Origin of the sequence: Rhodococcus sp. AG1013, from assembly GCF_003350365.1 — a bacterium.
Classification (GTDB): Bacteria; Actinomycetota; Actinomycetes; order Mycobacteriales; family Mycobacteriaceae; genus Prescottella.
This window is the reverse complement of the sequence record NZ_QQAT01000005.1, coordinates 200,571-222,005: the sequence shown is the minus strand read 5'-3', so window position 1 is coordinate 222,005 and position 21,435 is coordinate 200,571. Positions and strand designations below refer to the sequence as shown.

Here is a 21,435-nt window from a genome sequence, read left to right as displayed (position 1 = left end):
GTGCGCAAAACGCGGGCAAGATCAGGAAACGGGGCGCAGCGGGTGGATGCCGGGGGCGGCCGAGAGGTGCGAACCGAAGGCACCGGCCGCCTCACGCATGTGCGGGGACTTCATGTGCGCGTCGAGCGCGTCCTGACCCGCCCACACCTCGACCACGACGAACGTGCCCGGCGCCGACGCCGACTCGTACAGGTCGTACGACACGCAGCCATCCTCCTTGCGGGTGGCCTCCGCGAGCGTGGTGAGCGCGGCACGCACCACGTTCTCGGATCCGGACTTGGCCGGAATGGTCGCTACGACATGCAGATTCGACATCAGATCCTCTTTCTGTGAGCGCCGCCACAGCGTGCGGCTTCCCGACGGTACCCTGGTCAGCCCACCAAACGGCGCAGATAGGCCTGTGCCCGTTCGGAATTCCAACCGAACACCTCGCGAAGTCCCGTCGTCATCGTGGCGAGATACGGGGCCGACGGCTCGGTCGGGGCGACGTCACCGCGGCCCACGACGGACGTGAACGTGCGCAGCGGCGCGCCGTCGCAGGTCCCGAGATCGACGATGCGGTCGTAGCAGGGCGGTTCCTGCGCATGGATGTCGTCGAACTGCTCGGCGGTCACCAGATACGCGCAGGCGGCGGCATCACCGGGCACCTCCGGGTCGTAGAACGCGCGCCCGCCACCCCACACGAGGGATTCGCCCGCGAAGTACACCGTGCCGGGCAGTCGGACGGCGACGCGGTCGGCGGGCGCGCCCGGATCTCGGGCCCCGGTGTACGTGCACCCTCCCCCGGCCGGACATCCGCCGCGCAGGTAGCAGTCCAGGCGGGCCCGCGACATGTTGGACCCGTAGCTCACGTACCAGACCTGCACAATTCCGACGGTACGCGCCCTGTTCATCGGATACAGTTTTGTATCGAAAGGGTTCTCCGATCCTGAAACCGGGGGTGACCAGTGCAGACGTCCGAATCCACGACCGGCGCCGCGGGCGCCGACGCCAAGCCCCGGCGGGTCACGAAGCGACGCGCGGAGACCCGCCAGCGCCTGCTCGACGCCGCCGGCGAGGTATTCGCGGCGGAGGGGTTCGGACGCTCCACCGTCGAGCAGGTCTGCGATCGGGCCGGCTACACCCGGGGCGCGTTCTACTCGAACTTCACCTCGCTCGACGAGTTGTTCCTCGCCATGTGGGAGCAGCGCTCCGCACAGATGCTCGACGGCATCCGCACCGCCCTCGCCGACGCGGCCTCACGGCCGTCGACCATGACACTCGAGCCGGCCGTCGCGCTCGTCCTCGCGGCCATCCCCGTCGACGACGCGTGGTACCGCATCACCGCCGAGTTCACCGCACACGCACTGCGCAACCCGGCACTCACCCGCGTGATGGTGGCACGGGAGGACGCGATCCTGCAGACGATCATGCCGATCATCGAGGACGCCCTCGCCGCCGCGGGCCGCCGGGTCACCGATCGGGAGGCGCTCGGCCGCGCGCTCGTCGCCCTCCACGACGGCACCAGCATCCAGGTCCTCATGGAACCCCACAACGAGGCGGTGCGGCAGGCGCGCGAGCGCCTGTTCGTCACCGTCGTGAGCAGTTACAGCAGCAGTACCGATACGGACAGGAGATAGGCCGTGGCAACAGAAGCCGACGTCATCGTGGTCGGAGCGGGACTGGCAGGTCTGGTCGCGACACACGAACTCGTCAAGGCCGGGCGCAGGGTACTGGTCGTCGACCAGGAGAACGTGGAAAACCTGGGCGGGCAGGCTTTCTGGTCGCTCGGCGGGCTCTTCTTCGTCGACAGCCCCGAGCAGCGCCGGATGGGCATCAAGGACTCACGTGAACTGGCCCTGCAGGACTGGATGGGCAGCGCCGGCTTCGACCGTGACCGTGAGGATCACTGGCCCCGGCAGTGGGCCGAGGCGTACGTCGACTTCGCGGCCGGCGAGAAGCGTTCGTACCTGAACGATCTGGGGCTGCGGCTGATGCCGAACGTCGGCTGGGCCGAGCGCGGCGCCGGACTCGCGTACGGTCACGGCAACTCGGTGCCGCGGTTCCACATCACGTGGGGCACCGGCCCCGAGGTGGTGCGGGTCTTCCGCGAGCCCGTCCTCGACGCCGCGAGCCGCGGCCAGGTCACCTTCCGCTACCGGCACCAGGTGGACGAGCTGATCGTCGAGTCCGGCGCCGTGGTCGGCGTCCGCGGCACCGTTCTGGAACCGTCCACCGAGCCGCGGGGCGTGAAGTCGTCGCGCACTCCCGCAGGCGAATTCGAGTTGCGCGCCCAGGCGGTCGTCGTCACGTCCGGCGGCATCGGCGGCAACTTCGAACTGGTGAAGAAGAATTGGCCCGTCGACCGCCTGGGCCGTGCGCCCGAGCGGATGATCACCGGGGTCCCCGCGCACGTCGACGGCCGCATGCTCGGGATCACCGAGGACGCCGGCGGCAACATCGTCAACCGGGACCGCATGTGGCACTACACCGAAGGCATCGTCAACTGGGATCCGATCTGGCCCAACCACGCGATCCGCATCATTCCCGGCCCGTCCTCGCTGTGGTTGGACGCGACCGGCAAGCGCCTGCCGGTGCCGCTGTTCCCCGGCTTCGACACCCTCGCCACGCTGAAGCACATCCTGAGCACCGGGCAGGACCACTCCTGGTACATCCTCACGCAGTCGATCATCGAGAAGGAGTTCGCGCTGTCGGGGTCCGAACAGAACCCCGACATGACCGGCAAGGACCTCAAGCTGCTGCTGGGCCGCGTCAAGAAGGGGGCGCCGGGCCCCGTCGAGGCCTTCAAGCAGCACGGCGAGGACTTCGTGGTCCGCGACAACCTGCGCGACCTCGTCGACGGCATGAACGCGATCAACCCCGGTCCCCCGCTCGATTACGCGCAGGTGGAGCGGGAGGTGACCGCCCGCGACCGCGAGGTGGACAACTCCTACTCCAAGGACATGCAGATGATGGCGATCAACAACGCGCGTTCCTACCTGCCGGACAAGGTGATTCGCGTCGCCAAGCCGCACCGTCTGCAGGATCCGGCGCACGGGCCGATGATCGCGGTGCGCCTGAACCTGCTCACCCGCAAGACCCTCGGCGGCCTCGAGACCAACCTGGACTCGCAGGTGATCCGGCCCGACGGCAGTGTCTTCGACGGCCTCTACGCGGCCGGTGAGGTGGCCGGGTTCGGCGGCGGCGGCGTGCACGGCTACAACGCGCTCGAGGGCACGTTCCTGGGTGGTTGCATCTTCTCCGGACGGGCCGCCGGGCGCGCACTGGGACGGAGCCTCGGATGAGCGCGGGCCGTACCGCGCTGGTGACGGGTGCGTCGTCCGGCATCGGCCGGGAGGTGGCACGCCTGCTGGTGGCGCGCGGCTACCGGGTGCTGGGTACCACCCGCAATCCCGCTGCCCTGCAGGACAACTCGAGGGTCAGGGGGGTCGAGTACCTCGCCCTGGACCTGTCCGACCGGACGAGCATCGAGGCGTGCGCGCGGGCCGCGGGCGATGTGGACGTCCTCGTCAACAACGCCGGCGAGAGCCAGATGGGCCCGTTCGAGGAGCTGCCCACCGACGCGATCGACCGACTGTTCCAGGTGAACGTCCTCGGCGCGGTACAGCTGACCCAGTTGCTGCTGCCGAGGATGCGCGAGCGAGGCTACGGCCGAGTGGTGATGGTGGGCTCGATGCTCGCGAGCTTTCCGCTCGCGTTCCGATCGTCGTACGTCGCCGCGAAGTGCGCGCTCAAGGGGTTCGCGTCGGCGGCGCGCCGCGAGCTGAGCCCGTTCGGGGTGTGGCTCACCACCGTCGAGCCGGGCACCATCGCGACCGGCATCGGCGACCGCCGCACCCGCTACATCGGCGACGGATCCCCCTACACGGGCGACTACACGACCGTCGCGAATGCGATGCAGCGCAACGAGGATCGCGGCATCCGGGCCGAGAAGGTGGCCGAGCTGGTCGTCAAGGCGATCGAGGCGGACAAGCCGAAGCCGCTCTACGCCGTCGGCAACATGGCACCGCTGGTGTTCACCGTGCGCCGCCTCGCGCCGCGCGCCGTCACCGAGAAGATGATGGCCCGCTTCCACGGCCTGCGCTGACGCCGACGGACGTCCCGCCGATCCCCCGACGGATCGACGGGACGCCCGCGCGTCATGCGAGATCAGCTACCGCTGGATCCGCTCGAACCACCGGAGCCACCGGAACCGCTCGAACCGGCGCCGGTCCCCGAGTCGTCGAGCGGATCGGTGCCCCCGGCGTTCGCCGGGAACAGGAATCCGGTGGACTTCGTCGTCAGCGTCGTACCGGACTCGGCGGGCACCTTGGCTCGCCAGTTGACGATCGGGTTGAGCATCCCGAACGGACCGCAACCCGTGGCGCCCGGGAGCTGGAAATCCGTCGCCGTGTTCTGGATGTTGTCGATCGCAGCGGTTCCCGCGGGATACGGAGTGGTGATGTCGGTGACGGGCAGATCGTCCATCGGGTTCGACTTGTTCAACTCGAACACCACGGGGGCATCCTCGGTCCCGATGTAGCAGTTGTCGCCGAGGAACGGGTTGTCGATCTTCAGCCTCACCGGCAGCGTCATGTCGAAATCGGTGATGATCCCGTTGAAGACCGGAGCATCCACCGCCTCCACGGTCGACGTCACCGCGGCCAGCCCGAACAGGTTGTCGAACGGAAGATCGATCCCGAGCACGCCACCGGGCACGGTCAGCGGCTTGCTGTAGACGCCGTTGCTGCCGTCGTCCCGCGGAACGAAGTCCACCTCGCCCAGGTTGCCGGCGATGATCATGTCACCGTCACCGATCGGCAGGGTGAAGCCGTTGTTCGAGAACGTGCCGTTTCTGACGACGACGGACAGGCATGCCTCGGTGAGGTCCGGGTCGCATACCGCGCCGCCCGGGACCGGCGTGGTCACCGGATCAGCCGATGCCAAGGGCGCCAGCAATGCCATGGACGCACCGATCGCGCCCCCTACAACGGCCACGCGCTTACCGGCGCGCCACCACGAATTAGACGAATCGTTCTTCACGCGTTCTCCTCAGTTACCGAACACTCGACACACGCGACCGCGTTTGCGGACGCGCAGAGGTAACGAACTGCGACGGACGCAAGCCCGCCGCGAACTACGGTGAATCAATCTGCTGCGCAGCGCGGTCAGCGGTCCACAGCACCGGAGACGGCCCCGAAAACCCGCAGCAGTCTGCATTTTCGGGAACGAACTCTGCGCGAGTTCCACTGTTACAGGCGGTAACAGCTGAGCTGGTTTATACCACAGCGCAATGCCGACGAATGGGGAATTCGTCGCTTTCTGCCGCTACGGAGATTGGGGTCTACCAGTCGGTAGTTTTGCGTGCAAGACTGATCGACCATGACCAGCACACGTGCAGTTACCGTCGTGGTCGCAGCCGCCGGCGCGCTGCTCCTCGCCGGGTGCAGCGGCGCGGACTCCGGCACGGTCCACGCGGAGCACGACACCACAACGGCCGCGACGCCGTCCTCCACGTCGTCGGCATCGTCGGCATCGTCGGCAACGTCGGCAACGTCGGCAACGTCGATACCGGCCGGGGCCACGGCCGCCCCGACGCCTGCGGCCGAATCGCCCACTGCTCCAGCCCCGCCCACCACGACCGCGGCCCCTGCGCCACCGGTGACGACGGTGCCGCCACCGGCCCCGCTGCCGCCGGCGCCCCCTGCAGCGGGCGGCATCGACAGCCGCTCCCCCGACCGGATCGTCGCCGACTCCGGGGAGCGCGGGCAGCGCTATCTCGCCGCGTTACGGGTGGCGGGGATCCCACCGACGGGCATGGACGCCGCCGAGGTGTTGTACGCACAGGGCACGTGCGAGGCTCTCGCGCGCGGCGACGCCCGGTCGAGCGTGCTGGCCGAATTCGATTCGGTCGGAACGGCGTACGCACAGTTCCTCCCGATGCCGGCGGATCGGATCGCGGAGATCTATGTCTCGACCGCGGAGCGGACGTACTGCTGACAATCGAGAGGGCCCGCGAGCCGTCGGCTCGCGGGCTCTACCCCGTGCTCGTCAGGCCAACGACCGCAACCAGTTCGCCATCCACGACGTCGCGGTCGCGCCGTTGCGGTCCACGACGTAGCCCCGGTAGTCCTGGTGCACCTGGGACTCGTAGAACTGCGTGAGCTTCTCGGCGCGGTCCTGGTTGGCGCCGTCGGACGACTGCGCCTGCAGGGTCGGCACGCCGCCCGCCGCGATCAGATCCTGCACGATCGTCAGTGCCTCCTGCGTGTACCGCCCGGTGAGCGGCGCGAGCGGCGACGAGTTCTGGGCCAGGAATCCGGCCAGGCGGGTGACGAAGTCGTCCTTGGGCGTGGAGCAGTAGAGGTCACCGACCGCGCAGAACGTCCGGGTCTGCGGGGTGACCATTCCGAAGCCGCCGATCCGCGGCCCGCCCGCACCGTTGCCGATCACAGGCGGACCGATGAGGGTGTCGCCCTCGGACCTGCGAGGATCGGACAACAGGCCGACCGCCACGATCCGGGACGGGGGCACCACCCCGAGTCCGGTACCGATCTCGGCGGCCAGGTCACCGGCCGCGTCGGCGCCCTGGCTGTAGCCGATGATCGCGAAGTTGGTGTTGCCACACCGCTGGGCCGCGTCGGCGATGATCGCCCGGGCATTGTCGACGGCCTCACGCTTGGAGGCCCCGTAGACCTCTGCCTCCCACGGGAACGCCGTCGCGGCGTACGTCACGTAATCGACCCTCGCCGTCGACGGGAGCGGATCGGTGACGGCGGCCAGCATGCCCGGTCCGGGCCGAGTGTCGGCCTCGGTCGACGTCTCCCAAGTGCCCGGAATGGCGACTACATGGAGGTTCGGGCACGCCGGCGCAGCCTGCGCGGACCCCACCCCGACCGACACCGCCGAAGCGAAAACTGTTGCAACGCAGGCGCCGATCACTGCCAGAGAATTCTTCACACGCATCAACACCGCACCCCACTCACTGATCCGAGTGGCCACTTCCCCATGGCCACGAGCCGTGACGTCCCCTCCCGTGACAACGCCTCCGGGTGACGCGACACGTAGATACTGGCAGGTCTACGTTGCGAGACGGTGCACGATCGGTAAACGCACGTTACCGGACGGACGGTTCCGTGTGGGGTCCTTCGCAGAGCCGACGAAACGGGTGCGCGGGGATCGAAAACGGCGGGCCCCCTCGACTTGTCGAGGGGGCCCGCCGCCTGACTCAGATCAGCCTCCCAAGCTGCCGAACAACCCCGACAAGCTACCGAGACTTCCCGGGCCTTCGTTCCCCGGCAACGTGTCCGGGTCACCGGTCACGCTGACGTTCACGGGTGCCGCAGCCGAGTCGATGAAGCCGGCGTCGGCCGTGAACTGGGCGGTGACGACGAACTCGCCCGGGTTCTGGAAGAACGTCGTCAAGGTCGCGACACCGTTCCCGTCCACCCGCACCGGTCCGCCGAGGAGCGTGTCACCGAGCTTGAACTGCACCATGCCACGCGCGTCCGCCGGGTCGAGACGGGCGGTGAGCGTCACCGGCGAGCCCTTCGCGGTCGAGGCGACCGGATCGACGGTGATCGTGGTGGCGACGTCCGCGGCCGGGGCCTCGGTCACGCTCACCGGGTACTGCAGCGAAACCGACGGGGAGATCCCCTCCACACCCGAGTAGCGAGCGATCACTCGATGAGTGCCGTTGGTAGTGAAGGTGTGCGGGAGCACCGCGGAACCGTCGTCCATCACGTTCGCGGTGCCGACCGCGGTGCCGTCGACCTCGAAGGTCACCGTGCCGCCGGAGACGCCCGGCTCGACCTTCGCAGTGAGGTTCACCGGCTGGTCACGGTAGGCGTCGTGATCCGGTCCGGTGACTGACGTGGCGGTCTGGATGTCCAGCGAGGTCACCGAAACCGACTTCGAGCCGGACGACGGGTTGGAGAACTCCGCGCCCAGGAACTTGGCCTCGTAGTTGTAGTCGCCGTCGACGTCGAGCGTCTGGGTGAGCGACGCCTTGCCGTTCACCAGATCGACCGGAGCACCGACATTCTCGCCGCCGAGAGTGAACTGAACCTGCCCGCTGTCCGGGGTGGGCACCACCGTCGCGCTGAGAGTGAACTCACTGCCGTTGGTCACAGCACTGGGGCCGTCCAGACGTGTGACGGTATCGACGACCGCGCGCTGGATCTGCACAGTCGAGAGAGGGCCGGCACCCGTGTTGAGCGGACCACTGGAACTGTCTCTCGGGCTGCACTGGGTCGGCGCCCATACGTTGCTCACCGGCCACGGCGCATTTGCCCGCGGAAGGAACGTCAGGAAGTTGGCGTCGTCGGCGTAATTCCCGGCATTGCCTGCCGTGCGCAGCTTCAACTGGACCTCGCCAGTGGCGCCGGCCTTCAGTCGCGCCTTGACCTGCGGCAATTGGAAGCTCGTGTTCGCGCCGCCTGTCGCGGCGGCCTTGATACCCCCCTCCGAGTTCTTCGAAGCGCTCGGACCGTTACCGATGGTCTGGTTGTTGCCAGACAGGCGAATGATCTTGCCGTTGGCATCCACGGTGCCCTGCTCGTTGACGACGAGCACGTTGGGCGTGACACCGGACAGTCCGGAGCTCGTGCCCGCCACCACCTCGGCGCCGAGGAACTGCGCGTTCTCCGGCATCGCCACGTCGATCTTCAGTCGCGACACGTTGTTGAGACTCGCACCCGAGCCCAGATCGTTCGGTACCGAGATCGGTGGCGGGATGATGGTCACCACGAACTCTTCGCCCGGCGCGACCGACGTAGGCGCGTCGACCGTCACCGATGCCTCCTGCACCTGGTGCTGCGGGCCGCCGGCCAGACTGGAGTCCGGAGTCGCCTGGCACGCGTTCTTGAACGCTGTCGTGACCACCTCCGCCGCCGCCGGGGCGGCGCCGAGCAGTGCCGCACCCGAGGCGACCGTCGCACCCACCGCAACCGGTGCGATGTAGCGGAAAAGCCTGGAATTCATCGATCCTCCTGCACTCATCTCGTCAGCTCCCCAGCGATCCGGTGAACAGCCCGCTCAGCGAGCCCAAGCTCCCTGCACCCGTGCCCGGGTTCTCCGGCGCAGCGGACACGTTCAGCACCACGGGATTCGAGACGGTGTCCCGGAAGCCTTCGCCGCCGAGGAACTTCGCGCTGAGCACCTGCGTGCCCTCGGAGTCGAGCGCGGTGGTGATGGTGGCCTTGCCGTCCACGACGGCCACCGGGCCGCCGATGGCCTCGGTGCCCTTGTAGAACTGGACGGTGCCCTGCGCGTCGGCGGGATCGACGTCCACGGTGAGCGTGACGGTCTGACCGACCACGGACAGGCCCTGAACCTTCAGGTCCGCGTTCACCGCGGTGAGCACGGGCGCGGCCGGAGCGACCGTGGCAGTGAACTCGGCGGAGGTGGAGGCGCCGAAGCCCTCGGTGCCGGTGAACTCGGCGACCACCTGGTAGGAACCGGCGGTGTCGAAGGTGTGCTCGAGAACTGCGACACCGTCTGCGGTGCCCACATCGGCACGTCCGACCTCGGTGCCGTCGACGCGGAAGACGACCTCGCCGCCGGTCGGAATCGGACGGACGGTGGCCATGAGGTTGGTCGGGCTGCCGGCCTCGGCGCTCACCGGTTCGACCACGATGGTCGTGGTGCTCCAGTCGGGATTGTTCACGGTGAAGTCGGCCGACGACGCGGCGGAGTTGTTGTAGCCGCCCGTGCCGACGAAATCGGCGGTGAAGCTGTGCGCCGAAGCCTCGGGGAAGGTGCGGGTGATGCTCGCGGTACCGTTCGAGACCGCAACGGGCTCACCGTAGTTCGCGCCGTCCACCTTGAACTGGACGTGCCCCGCGGCCGAGGCCGGGGTCACGGTCGCCGTGACGGTCACATCTTGGCCGACGAGAGCCGGGTTCGGCGACGCCTGCAGTGTCGTGGTGGTGTCGGCGGTGACGTCGACGGTGTGCGCCGTGGACGTCGAGTTGTGGAACCCGGCACCGGCGGTGAACACCGCGCTGATCGAGTGCGGGCCGACTGTGTCGAACGTGTGCGGAAGTGTCGCAACACCGTTCACCGGGGTGACCGGCGAACCGATGTTGTTGTCGCCGTCCTTGAACTGCACCTGGCCGGCGGCATTCGTCGGATCGACCGTGGCGGTGAGAGTGACGGACTCACCGGTCTTGGCCGACGCCGGCGCCTGCAGCGTGGTCGCCGTGGTCACGTTGGGATCGACCACCTGCACGTTCACGTTGAACGGGTTCTGCCCCGACTGGGTGGTGAACGCGTTCACGTCGAAGAGGAGACCGCTGTCGTAGGTTCCGAACGCGAAGGTGTCCGGCACCTTGTAGGTAGCCTCCAACGTGACGGGCTGACCGCCCTTGACCACGAAGCCGCCGACCAGAAAGGTGCAGCCACTCGTGCACTTGGCCGAGACGCCACCGTCGCTCTCGTTGGTGATCGAGGCCCTGGTGGTGACGCCGAGGTAGGTCGCCTTGGCGCTCTGCAGAACGAAGCCAGCGGGCGGAATGTCCCTGATCTTGGCGATCGACCGCTCGAGGCCGCCTCGGAAGCTGATCTCGCTCTTGTAGGTGACGGTATCGCCGGGATGCAGGACCGCAGGGCCGACGACGGTCTTCGAGTAATTGAGGTTGTCGACGATGCCGGTATTGCTCGACGGCGGGTCAGCGGCCGCGGCGACGCCGGCACCGGCGCCGATCATCACCGCCAGCGCGGCACCGGCGGCGAACGCCGGTGTCGCGAGTCTACGAAGCGTTGACGAGAACACAGATCCTCCTCGGGTAGCCCGCCCCCCGACTTGGCGGTTATGTGTCGTACATCACACGAGGCGGACCCTAGCCGTTGCAGGATCGTTGCATAAGCGTTTTCTGGTCAATCGTCCAGAAAGAGGTGTCGAAACGGACGAAGACCCCGTTCCACGCGAGGCGAATTGCGTGGAACGGGGCCTTCGGGCCTTCAAATCGGCGGGGAACGACGCTGGTCCCCGCCGAAATCTGCAATCAGCGCTGGGGCGCGCTGGTGGTCTTGATCGGTGACGGCAGGGCCGTCGATCCCTCGAGGAACTGGTCGACCGCGGCCGCGCACGAGCGACCCTCGGCGATGGCCCACACGATCAGCGACTGACCGCGGCCCATGTCGCCGGCGACAAAGACACCGTCGACGTTGGTTGCCCACTCCGACGAGCGGGCGACGTTGCCGCGCTCGCCCAGGTCGACGCCCAGGTCGGTGAGCAGACCCGGCTTCTCCGGGCCGACGAAGCCCATCGCGAGGAACACGATGTCGGCCTCGAGCTCGAAGTCCGAGCCCTCGACCTTCTCGAAGCGCCCGTTCACCGTCTTGACCTCGTGGGCCTTCAGAGCAGCGACGACCTGCCGGCCGTTCTCCTCGCGTCCGACGAACGCCTCGGTGTTGACCGAGAACACGCGCTCGCCGCCCTCCTCGTGCGCGGAGGAGACGCGGTACATGAGCGGGTACGTCGGCCACGGGGTCTGGTCGGCACGCTGCTCCGGCGGGCGCGGCATGATCTCGAACTGGTGCACGCTCTCGGCGCCCTGACGGTGGCTGGTGCCGAGGCAGTCGGCACCGGTGTCGCCGCCGCCGATGATGACGACCTTCTTGCCCTTCGCCGTGATGGTCGGCTCGGCCAGATCGCCCAGCTGCACCCGGTTGGCGATCGGCAAGTACTCCATCGCCTGGTGGATGCCGTCGAGCTCGCGGCCCGGGATCGGCAGGTCGCGCGCCTCGGTGGCACCGCCGGCGAGGACGACCGCGTCGAACTGCTCGCGCAGCTGCTCGGCGGTGATGTCGACACCGACGTTGACGCCGGTGCGGAACACCGTGCCCTCGGCCTCCATCTGCGCCAGGCGGCGGTCGATGTGGCGCTTCTCCATCTTGAACTCGGGGATGCCGTAGCGCAGCAGACCGCCGATGCGGTCCTCACGCTCGAACACCGTCACCGAGTGCCCGGCACGCGTGAGCTGCTGTGCGGCAGCCAGACCCGCGGGGCCCGAGCCGACGACGGCCACCTTCTTGCCGGTGATGTGCGACGCGCGCACCGGCTGGACCCAGCCCTCGTCGAAGGCGCGGTCGATGATCTCGACCTCGACCTGCTTGATGGTCACGGCGTCCTGGTTGATGCCGAGCACGCACGCCGCCTCACACGGCGCCGGGCACAGCCGGCCGGTGAACTCCGGGAAGTTGTTGGTCGCGTGCAGCCGGTCGATGCTCTCGCGCCACCGATCCTTGTGGACCAGGTCGTTCCACTCGGGAATGAGGTTTCCGAGCGGGCAACCGTTGTGACAGAACGGGATACCGCAGTCCATGCACCGGCCGGCCTGGGTCTCGAGGGTGTCCGAGGAGAAATCCTCGTACACCTCCTTCCAGTCCATCAGGCGCAGCGGCACCGGACGGCGGATGGGCAGTTCGCGCGACGTGTGCTTCAGAAAGCCGTTCGGATCACCCACGAGCTGCCTCCATGATTGCGTCGTCCACGTTGATTCCGTTCTTCTTCGCGGTCTCGATAGCGACGAGGACCTTCTTGTAGTCGCGCGGCATGACCTTCGCGAAATGTGCCTTCTGGTGCGACCAGTCGGCGAGGATCCGGGCCGCAACCTCGGATCCGGTCTCGTCGCGGTGGCGCTCGATGGCGCCGTGCAGCCACTCGAAGTCCTCGACGCTGAGGTCCTCGAGATCGACCAACTCGGTGTTGAGGTTGGTCCCGAAATCACGGTCCGGATTGAAGATGAACGCGACACCACCGGACATGCCGGCGCCGAAGTTGCGTCCCGTCTTGCCGAGGATGACCACCTTGCCGCCGGTCATGTACTCGCAACCGTGATCGCCCACGCCCTCGACGACAGCGGTGGCGCCGGAGTTGCGGACTGCGAAACGCTCACCCACGATGCCGCGGATGAGAACCTCACCCGTGGTGGCACCGAACAGGATCACGTTGCCGCCGATGATGTTGTCCTCGGGCACGAATCCCGCGGCCGTCTGCAGCGGCGGGCGGACGACGATGCGTCCGCCGGACAGGCCCTTGCCGACGAAGTCGTTGGCATCGCCGTGCAGGCGGAGCGTCATGCCCTTGGGCACGAACGCGCCGAAACTGTTGCCGGCCGAACCCGTGAAGGTGATGTCGATCGTGTTGTCCGGCAGGCCCTGCGCGCCGTAGACCTTCGTCAGCTCGTGGCCGAGCATGGTGCCGACCGTGCGGTTGACGTTGGTGATCGCCGACTCGAACGCGACGGCCTCGCCCTTGTCGAGCGCATCGCGTGCCTGCTCGATCAGCTGCTGGTCGAGCGCCTTCTCCAGACCGTGCTCCTGCGTGCCGGAGCAGTACAGGTCCTGATCCATGAACGCGGACTCGACCTTGTGCAGGATCGGCGACAGGTCCAGCTTGGACGCCTTCCAGTGCTCGAGCGCCTTGGTGGTGTCGAGGACGTCGACCTGGCCGACCGCCTCCTGGAGGGTGCGGAAGCCCAGCTCGGCGAGCAGCTCGCGCACCTCCTCGGCGATGTACAGGAAGAAGTTCTCCACGAACTCCGGCTGGCCCGCGAAACGCTTGCGCAGCACCGGGTTCTGCGTCGCCACACCCACCGGGCAGGTGTCGAGGTGGCACACGCGCATCATGATGCAACCCGAGACCACGAGCGGCGCGGTGGCGAAACCGAACTCCTCGCCGCCGAGCAGCGTCGCGATCATGACGTCGCGGCCGGTCTTCATCTGACCGTCGACCTGGACCACGATGCGGTCGCGAAGACCGTTGAGCAGCAGCGTCTGCTGGGTCTCGGCGAGGCCGAGCTCCCACGGGGCGCCGGCGTGCTTGAGCGACGTCAGCGGCGACGCGCCCGTACCACCGTCGTGACCCGAGATGAGGACCACGTCGGCGTGTGCCTTGGAGACGCCCGCGGCGACGGTGCCGACACCGATCTCCGAGACCAGCTTGACATGAATGCGGGCCGCGGGATTGGCATTCTTCAGGTCGTGGATCAGCTGTGCCAGATCCTCGATCGAGTAGATGTCGTGGTGCGGCGGCGGCGAGATGAGGCCGACGCCCGGGGTGGAGCCGCGCACCTCGGCGACCCACGGGTACACCTTGTGCGGCGGCAACTGGCCACCCTCGCCGGGCTTGGCTCCCTGCGCCATCTTGATCTGGATGTCGGTGCAGTTGGTCAGGTAGTTCGACGTGACACCGAAGCGGCCCGACGCGACCTGCTTGATCGCCGACCGGCGCCAGTCGCCGTTCTCGTCCGGCGTGAAGCGCGACGGATGCTCGCCGCCCTCACCGGAATTGGAGCGTCCACCGAGACGGTTCATCGCGATCGCGAGCGTCTCGTGGGCCTCGGCGGAGATCGAGCCGTAGCTCATCGCGCCCGTCGAGAACCGCTTGACGATCTCGCTGGCCGACTCAACCTCGTCGATCGAAATCGGCTCGCGCAGACCGGTCTTGAACTTGAACAGACCGCGCAGCGACGCCAGGCGCTCGGACTGGTCGTCGACCAGCTTGGTGTACTCCTTGAACACCTCGTACTGGCCGGTCCGGGTGGCGTGCTGGAGCTTGAACACCGTGTCCGGGTTGAACAGGTGGTACTCGCCCTCGCGACGCCACTGGTACTCGCCGCCCACCTCGAGCTCGCGGTGCGCGCGCAGCTCCGGACGGTCGAGGTACGCATTGGCGTGCCGCACAGCGACATCCGCGGCGATCTCGTCCAGGCCGATGCCGCCGAGGTTGGAGTGCAGGCCGCTGAAGTACTCGTCCACGACCTCCTGCGACAGGCCGATCACCTGGAACAGCTGGGCACCGGTGTACGACGCGAGCGTCGAGATGCCCATCTTCGACATCACCTTCAGCACGCCCTTGCCGGCGGCCTTGATGTAGTTCGAAACGGCCTTGTCGAGCGTCAGACCCTGCAGCTGGTCGCTCTGCAGCAGCTCGTCGATGGTCTCGAAGGCCATGTACGGGTTGACGGCCGCGGCACCGCAGCCGAGCAGCGCCGCCATGTGGTGGACCTCGCGGGCATCGCCGGACTCGACGATGAGACCGACCTTGGTGCGGGTCTTCTCGCGCACCAAGTGGTGGTGCACCGCGGACGTCAGCAGCAGCGACGGGATCGGCGCGTACTTCTCGTTGGACTCGCGGTCCGAGAGCACGATGATGCGGGCGCCACCGGCGATCGCCTCGGAAACCTTGTCGCGCACCGTGTCCAGGGCCTTGCGCAGCCCCTCGCCGCCCTTCGCGACCGGGTACACACCACGGACGACGACGCTGCGGAAGTGCGGGAACTCGGCGTTGTCGTTGAGGTGGATCAGTTTCGACAGGTCGTCGTTGTGCAGGATCGGCTGCGGCAGCACGATCTGGCGGCACGACGCCGCCGACGGGTTCAGCAGGTCGGCCTCGGGGCCGATGGTGCCGCCCAGGCTGGTGACGATCTCCTCGCGGATCGCGTCGAGCGGCGGGTTGGTGACCTGAGCGAACAGCTGCTGGAAGTAGTCGAACAGCATCCGCGGGCGCGCCGAGAGCACCGCGATCGGGGTGTCGGTGCCCATCGAGCCGAGCGCCTCACCACCGGTGATCGCCATCGGCTTGACGAGGAGGTTGACCTCTTCGTTGGTGTAGCCGAAGATCTGCTGGCGCAGCACGACCCGGTCGTGGGTCATGTACGTGTACTTGCTCTCCGGCAGGTCGTCGATCTGGACGAGACCCTCGTCGATCCACTGCTGGTACGGGTGCTCGGCCGCGAGCTCCGACTTGATCTCGTCGTCGGAGATGATGCGGCCCTGCGCGGTGTCGACCAGGAACATGCGACCCGGCTGCATGCGCATCTTGCGCACGATCTTCTCGGGGGCGATGTCGAGGACACCGACCTCCGACGCCATGACCACGAGGCCGTCGTCGGTGACCCACACGCGGGACGGGCGCAGGCCGTTGCGGTCGAGCACGGCGCCGACGACGGTGCCGTCGGTGAAGCACACCGACGCCGGTCCGTCCCACGGCTCCATGAGCGCAGAGTGGTACTGGTAGAACGCCTTGCGCGCCGGATCCATGCTCTCGTGACGCTCCCAGGCCTCCGGGATCATCATCAGCACGGCGTGCGGCAGGCTGCGGCCGCCGAGGTGCAGCAGCTCGAGCACCTCGTCGAAGCGGGCGGTGTCCGAGGCGCCGGGCGTGCAGATCGGGAAGATCTTCTCGAGCGCGCTGCGCTGGTCCTTGCCGGGCCCAACCTCTCCTGCGCCGAACACGTCGGACTCGATGAGCGCCTCGCGGGCCCGCATCCAGTTCTCGTTGCCGCTGACGGTGTTGATCTCACCGTTGTGGGCGACGCGGCGGAACGGGTGCGCCAGCGGCCACGACGGGAAGGTGTTGGTGGAGAAGCGCGAGTGCACCAGGCCCAGCGCGCTCTCGAGCCGGTCATCCTGCAGGTCCAGATAGAAGCCCTTGAGCTGCGGGGTGGTGAGCATGCCCTTGTAAACGAACGTCTGGCCGGACAGGCTGGGGAAGTACACCGACTCGCGGCCCGGGCCGTCCTCGCCGGCACCGGCGTCACCGAGCTCGTGCTCGACGCGCTTGCGGATGACGTACGCACGGCGCTCGAGGTCCATGCCCGTGACGGTGTCTTCGGCGGAACCGGCGCTTCCGATGAACACCTGACGGAACGTCGGCATCGCGTCGCGGGCGAGGGAGCCGAGCGACGAGTCGTCGGTGGGGACCGCACGCCAGCCGAGGACCGTCAGGCCCTCCTCGGCGACGATCTTCTCGACACCGGACGCGGCCTCGTCGGCGGCGTCGGCGCCCTGGGGCAGGAACGCGATCCCGGTGGCGTAGGTGCCCTCGGCGGGCAGCTCGAAGTCGACGACGGCCCGCAGGAACCGGTCCGGAACCTGGAGCAGGATGCCGGCACCGTCACCCGTGTTGGGCTCGGAACCCGCGGCACCACGGTGCTCGAGGTTGACCAGCGCGGTGATCGCCTTCTCGACGATGTCGCGGCTGCGACGACCGTGCATGTCGACGACGAATGCGACGCCGCACGCATCGTGCTCGTTTGCCGGGTGGTAGAGCCCCTGGGGCCCGGGAAGATGCTTCATACCTACTGCCTTCGTATGCGTAAATGCACCGACGACCAGCAGCGCTGATGGCCATACAACTGCAGAGCATGTACCGACACGACACTGTGTTCGGCACCGACCGAGAATGGCTCGTCATTGAGCCTCGGCACGGGACTGACATCCGCCCCGGCGACGTTGCTCGAGGGCGTTTCGAACGGTCATGAGTCCACCGTGTTGAGAAAAGGTTAATTCACACCCCTGGGACAAACGCAACCAAGGCTCCCCTCTCCACGCCGTGACCTGCGAGTTTGCGTTCGCCTTCTGGGCGAATGCAGCGCACGTCACAGCCTAGGACGAATGTTTCGTCCCCGGGAGGGCGGCGAATTGCAGCTTCGCCACGATCGTCCTACGGCCGCGCTGCGGCCGCATCTCGCTGCGGTGTCGGGGGTGTTGCAGCGGTGCCGATCAGGCCCCGGGTTCGATCGCGACGACCGACACCGTGTTGCTGTCGTAGTTGGTCACGAAGGCGCGCGTGCCGTCCGGGGTGATCGCGACCGCGGACGGGCTGTCACCGACCGTGACGGTCACGACGACGGCGTTCGCGGCGGTGTCGATCACCGACACGGTGTCGCTCGCGTAGTTGGTCACGTACGCGCGGCCGCTGTCCGGGGTCACCGCCGTCCCGAACGGGCTGTCGCCGACCGGAACGGTCGCGACGACGGCGTTCACCGGGAGGCCGATCACCGACACCGCGTCGCTGTCCCAGGCGGTGACGTACGCCCGGGTGCCGTCCGGCGTGAGCGCCACCCCGAACGGCCCGTCACCGACCGGAACGGTCCCGACGACGACGTCGAGGGGAATCCCGATCACCGACACTTCGTCGCTGCCCTGGTTGGCGACGTAGGCCCGGGTGCCGTCCGCAGTGATCGCGACCTCGGACGGAAGGCGGCCGACGGGGACGGTCGCGGTCACCGCGTTGGCCGCGGTGTCGATCACCGACACCGTGCCGCCGTCGTAGTTGGTGACGTAGGCGCGGGAACCGTCGGGCGTGATCGCCACACCCTCCGGGCTCGCACCGACGGGCACGGTGGCGGCGACCGCGTTGGTGGCGGTGTCGATCACCGACGCCGTGCCGCTCTCGGAGTTGGTGACGTAGGCCCGTGCCCCGTCGGGGCTCAGCGCCACGCCGGTGGGGAACTTGCCGACCGGCACGGTCGCGGCGACGGAGTCGGTGGCGGTGTCGATCACCGCGACGGTGTCGTCGAAGTAGTTGGTGATGTAGGCGCGGGAACCGTCCGGCGCGATCGCCACCTGGGTCGGTCCGCCGCCGACCGAGATCGTCGTGGTGACGTTGTCCGCGTGGACAATTGGACCGGGCAACATCAGCCCCGCCACCGACACGGCGACCGCGGCTGCAGATGTGGACAACGAGATCATGCGTATTCCCTTCTCCAAGCGGACGAATCGCCGGAGTCGGGCGCCCCGACGCCACCATCGCCACCAGGGACGACCATGGTTGTGTCCGGCCGACTCCCGACGGCACCCGGCACGCTCTCAGGCCCGAAACCAGACATCCACCTCGCTCACCGTCACGGCGGCGCATCAGTTCTCATCTCCATTGGACGCCGTGCCCACGAGCCTGTAAACACCCCAGACGATCCGGGGACGGCGCGAAACGCTGCCCGGAAGGATTGCGACACCTCCGGTACGGTCCCTCGCATGGCTGGTTGCGCAGCGATCCTCGGGGGCGGCATCGGTGGACTCACGGCCGCCAATCATCTGACCCGGCGCGGCTGGGACGTCACCGTCTTCGAGCGTTCCGCGGCCCCGCCCACGACTGGAACCGCGCTGGGGGTGTGGCCGCAGGCGGTGGCGGCACTGGACGATGCCGGCGTCGGTGACGGGGTTCGGAAGCTGGGCGCGATGCAGCGCCGCGCCGCGTTCCTGCGGCCGGACGGGTCGGTGATCGGACGGGTCGACAGCGAACGCCGCACCGCCTACCTGATCTCCCGGCCCGCCCTGCACGGCGTACTGCTCGACGGCCTGCCGGGCGGGGTCGTCCGCTTCGCGACACCGTCCCCCGACCTGGCGACGCTCGCCGGGTTCGACGTCGTCGTCGCCGCCGACGGCACCCGCAGCGCCACCCGCGACGTGCTGTTCGGGGCGCAGTACCGACCCGGGTACACGGGAATGACCGCCTGGCGCGGATGGATTCCGGGCGAGGCGGCCTCGGTGAGCGAGACGTGGGGGCCGGGTGCGCTGTTCGGTATCACGCCGCGCGAGGGCGGGCTGGTGAACTGGTTCGCGGCGGTCCGCTCCCCCGCCGAGTCGACCGGTGGGCTCGACTTCGTGCGGGCCCGGTTCGGCGACTGGCACCAGGACATCCGCAAGATCCTCGAACAGGTCGACCCCGACGTCGTGCTGCACCACGACCTCTACGAGTCGCCGCCACTGCCGTCGTACGTGCGCGGCAACGTCGCGCTGATCGGCGACGCCGCGCACTCGATGGCCCCGAATCTGGGGCGCGGCGCGTGCGAGGCGATGGTCGATGCGGTGACGCTGGGCCGCCTGCTGACCGAGCACCGCGTCGCCGACGCGCTGCGCCGCTACGACCGGGCGCGGCGGCGTCCCACCCGTCGACTCGTCCGGGCGTCGCACCTGGTCGGCCGGGTCGCGACCGCGCGGCACTGGATCGGTGTGCGCGACGCCGCCGTCAGGCTGGGTTCCCGTTTCGCGTGAAACATCCACCCGCGGCGCGGGCGGGGGCCAAAATAGCTACTGGCCGCAGCGAGTGAACAGCTGCGGCCAGTGCAGGACGAACAGTAGCACCTGTTGAACGTTTGTCTCACAGGGATCGGAACTTCTTCGCGGAGTGTCCGATCGCCCGGATCGAACGCCCTGATCAGGCCTTGGCGGCGACCTTCTCGTCGACATCCGCCGTGACGGGATGCGTCGACGCGGCGGGCTTGCGGCCGGGAATCGCCGACGCGATCGCCGCCGCCACGAGTGCGACACCACAGCCGATCAGCAGACCCGTACGGAACCCGGCCTCGGTGGGCATCGTGTGACCGCCGACGTCGACGCTCATCTGCGCCAGCACGACGCCCACGACCGCGGCGGCCACGGACGTACCGACCGAGCGCATCAGGGTGTTGAAACTGTTGGCCGAGCCCGTCGCCGACGGCGGCACCGCGCCCATGATCAGCGCGGGCATCGCACCGTAGGCCAGGCCCACACCCGCGTTGGAGATACAGACGACCACGAGCAGACCCCACGTCGACCCGAGCAGCAGCATCGACGATCCGTAACCGAAGGCGATGACCAGCGCGCCGAGCACCAGCGTGACCTTGGGGCCGCGGGCGGCGGACAATTTCGCGCCGAGCGGCGAGACGGCCATCATCACGAAGCCGCCGGGCAGCATCCACAGACCCATCGCGAGCATCGACTGACCGAGGCCGTATCCGGTGGACTCGGGCAGCTGGAGCAGCTGGGGAATGATCAGCGACTGCGCGTACATCGAGAACCCGACGACGACGGACGCGGAGTTGGTCAGCAGCACCTGCTTGCCGGCGGCCAGGCGCAGGTTCACCAGCGGATCGCTGGTGCGCAGCTCCCACCATCCCCAGGCCAGGAGCACGATGACCGCGGCCGCGAACAGTCCGAGGATCGACGCGCTGCCCCAGCCCCAGACGGCACCCTTGGAGACGGCCAGCAGCAGGCTCACCAGGCCGGCGCCGAGGCCGATCGCACCGACGTAGTCGAACCGGCCGCCCGCGGCCATGGCCGGGGTGGCAGGGATGAGACGCCAGATCAGGACGCCGATGACGACGCTGAGCACCGCGCAGCCCCAGAACAGCACGCGCCAGCTGGTGTTCTGCGTGACGGCCGCCGAGATCGGCAGACCGAGCGCGCCACCGATGCCGAGGGTCGCGCTGATCAGGGCGATCGACGATCCCAGCTTCTGCGGCGGCACCAGCTCACGCAGGGCGCTGATACCGAGGGGCACCATTCCCATGCCGAGGCCCTGCAGGCCGCGGCCGATGACCATCGGAGCCAGGGAGTCGGCGAGTGCACACATCACCGAACCGGCCGCGAGGGGGAACGAGCAGAACAGCAGCATGCGCCGCTTGCCGAGCAGGTCACCGAGCCGTCCGGTGACGGGCGTCGCGACGGCGCCGACGAGCAGCGTGATCGTGATGACCCACGACGCGTTGGACGCCGTCGTGTCGAGGATGCGAGGCAGGTCGCCGATCAGCGGCACCACCAGGGTCTGCATAAGTGCCGCCACGATGCCGGCTACCGCCAGCACTGTGACGATGCCGCCCGAACGGGCGGTGGACGCGGAGCTGTCCACGGGACTCCCAACTTCTAAGATCAACGGATTTCGTTACTCAAACTAGTTGCAGC

The 21,435-nt window shown here is 68.3% G+C and carries 15 protein-coding genes; 5 read left to right on the top strand and 10 right to left on the bottom strand.

Going from position 1 to position 21,435, the window contains the following annotated elements; all coding sequences use genetic code 11:
• Positions 1-21: 21 nt before the first annotated feature.
• Positions 22-315, bottom strand: coding sequence for a putative quinol monooxygenase (locus DEU38_RS09580; RefSeq protein ID WP_114720368.1), 294 nt, complete (start codon positions 313-315; stop codon positions 22-24).
• 56 nt (positions 316-371) lie between these two features.
• Positions 372-866, bottom strand: a complete 495-nt coding sequence (locus tag DEU38_RS09575) for a hypothetical protein (RefSeq protein WP_114720484.1) — start codon at positions 864-866, stop codon at positions 372-374.
• Positions 867-947: 81 nt separating this feature from the next.
• On the opposite strand from DEU38_RS09575, the gene DEU38_RS09570 reads away from it, so the two are divergent.
• Genes DEU38_RS09570 through DEU38_RS09560 form a run of 3 tightly spaced genes read left to right on the top strand, consistent with a single transcriptional unit; the run spans position 948 to position 4,087 of the window.
• Entirely contained in the window at positions 948-1,619 is a 672-nt protein-coding gene (locus DEU38_RS09570; protein WP_114720366.1) for a TetR/AcrR family transcriptional regulator, read from the top strand.
• A gap of 3 nt (positions 1,620-1,622) precedes the next feature.
• Complete coding sequence (locus DEU38_RS09565) at positions 1,623-3,284, top strand: FAD-binding dehydrogenase (protein ID WP_114720364.1); 1,662 nt, start codon at positions 1,623-1,625, stop codon at positions 3,282-3,284.
• Positions 3,281-4,087 (top strand): SDR family oxidoreductase, encoded by an 807-nt coding sequence (locus DEU38_RS09560; RefSeq protein WP_114720362.1) that lies wholly within the window; start codon positions 3,281-3,283, stop codon positions 4,085-4,087. Before DEU38_RS09565 ends, DEU38_RS09560 begins: the two co-directional genes overlap by 4 nt.
• A 62-nt stretch (positions 4,088-4,149) precedes the next feature.
• Here the strand turns inward: DEU38_RS09560 and DEU38_RS09555 are convergent, their stop codons facing one another.
• On the bottom strand, positions 4,150-5,022 hold the full coding sequence (locus DEU38_RS09555) for a hypothetical protein (RefSeq protein WP_114720360.1): 873 nt from the start codon (positions 5,020-5,022) through the stop codon (positions 4,150-4,152).
• A 339-nt stretch (positions 5,023-5,361) separates the two neighbouring features.
• Between DEU38_RS09555 and DEU38_RS09550 the strand changes: the two genes are divergently transcribed.
• Positions 5,362-5,979, top strand: coding sequence for a DUF732 domain-containing protein (locus DEU38_RS09550; protein ID WP_181818719.1), 618 nt, complete (start codon positions 5,362-5,364; stop codon positions 5,977-5,979).
• A 51-nt stretch (positions 5,980-6,030) separates the two neighbouring features.
• On the opposite strand, the gene DEU38_RS09545 is transcribed toward DEU38_RS09550, so the two are convergent.
• The 6 genes from DEU38_RS09545 to DEU38_RS09520 all read right to left on the bottom strand — a co-directional run bounded on the left by DEU38_RS09545 (position 6,031) and on the right by DEU38_RS09520 (position 18,465).
• On the bottom strand, positions 6,031-6,945 hold the full coding sequence (locus DEU38_RS09545) for a cutinase family protein (protein WP_114720482.1): 915 nt from the start codon (positions 6,943-6,945) through the stop codon (positions 6,031-6,033).
• Between the two features lie 267 nt (positions 6,946-7,212).
• Positions 7,213-8,961: an Ig-like domain-containing protein gene (locus DEU38_RS09540; RefSeq protein WP_114720356.1), complete on the bottom strand. Its 1,749-nt coding sequence runs from the start codon at positions 8,959-8,961 to the stop codon at positions 7,213-7,215.
• Positions 8,962-8,983: 22 nt separating this feature from the next.
• Positions 8,984-10,753, bottom strand: coding sequence for an Ig-like domain-containing protein (locus DEU38_RS09535; RefSeq protein ID WP_258557758.1), 1,770 nt, complete (start codon positions 10,751-10,753; stop codon positions 8,984-8,986).
• Positions 10,754-10,985: 232 nt separating this feature from the next.
• Positions 10,986-12,449: a glutamate synthase subunit beta gene (locus DEU38_RS09530; protein ID WP_114720354.1), complete on the bottom strand. Its 1,464-nt coding sequence runs from the start codon at positions 12,447-12,449 to the stop codon at positions 10,986-10,988.
• Complete coding sequence (gene gltB, locus DEU38_RS09525) at positions 12,442-17,067, bottom strand: glutamate synthase large subunit (RefSeq protein WP_114720352.1); 4,626 nt, start codon at positions 17,065-17,067, stop codon at positions 12,442-12,444. Before gltB ends, DEU38_RS09530 begins: the two co-directional genes overlap by 8 nt.
• A gap of 426 nt (positions 17,068-17,493) precedes the next feature.
• Complete coding sequence (locus DEU38_RS09520; protein ID WP_114720350.1) at positions 17,494-18,465, bottom strand: beta-propeller fold lactonase family protein; 972 nt, start codon at positions 18,463-18,465, stop codon at positions 17,494-17,496.
• A 282-nt stretch (positions 18,466-18,747) separates the two neighbouring features.
• Between DEU38_RS09520 and DEU38_RS09515 the strand changes: the two genes are divergently transcribed.
• Positions 18,748-19,767, top strand: coding sequence for an FAD-dependent oxidoreductase (locus DEU38_RS09515; protein ID WP_114720348.1), 1,020 nt, complete (start codon positions 18,748-18,750; stop codon positions 19,765-19,767).
• Between the two features lie 163 nt (positions 19,768-19,930).
• On the opposite strand, the gene DEU38_RS09510 is transcribed toward DEU38_RS09515, so the two are convergent.
• Entirely contained in the window at positions 19,931-21,382 is a 1,452-nt protein-coding gene (locus DEU38_RS09510) for an MFS transporter (protein ID WP_114720346.1), read from the bottom strand.
• Between the last annotated feature and the right edge of the window lie 53 nt (positions 21,383-21,435).

Coding starts and splice junctions, on each gene's coding strand:
- DEU38_RS09580 (WP_114720368.1), bottom strand. CDS start 315: ATGTCGAATCTGCATGTCGTAGCGACCATTCCGGCCAAGTCCGGATCC.
- DEU38_RS09560 (WP_114720362.1), top strand. CDS start 3,281: ATGAGCGCGGGCCGTACCGCGCTGGTGACGGGTGCGTCGTCCGGCATC.
- DEU38_RS09550 (WP_181818719.1), top strand. CDS start 5,362: ATGACCAGCACACGTGCAGTTACCGTCGTGGTCGCAGCCGCCGGCGCG.
- DEU38_RS09545 (WP_114720482.1), bottom strand. CDS start 6,945: ATGCGTGTGAAGAATTCTCTGGCAGTGATCGGCGCCTGCGTTGCAACA.
- DEU38_RS09540 (WP_114720356.1), bottom strand. CDS start 8,961: ATGAATTCCAGGCTTTTCCGCTACATCGCACCGGTTGCGGTGGGTGCG.
- gltB (WP_114720352.1), bottom strand. CDS start 17,067: ATGAAGCATCTTCCCGGGCCCCAGGGGCTCTACCACCCGGCAAACGAG.
- DEU38_RS09520 (WP_114720350.1), bottom strand. CDS start 18,465: ATGATCTCGTTGTCCACATCTGCAGCCGCGGTCGCCGTGTCGGTGGCG.
- DEU38_RS09515 (WP_114720348.1), top strand. CDS start 18,748: ATGGCTGGTTGCGCAGCGATCCTCGGGGGCGGCATCGGTGGACTCACG.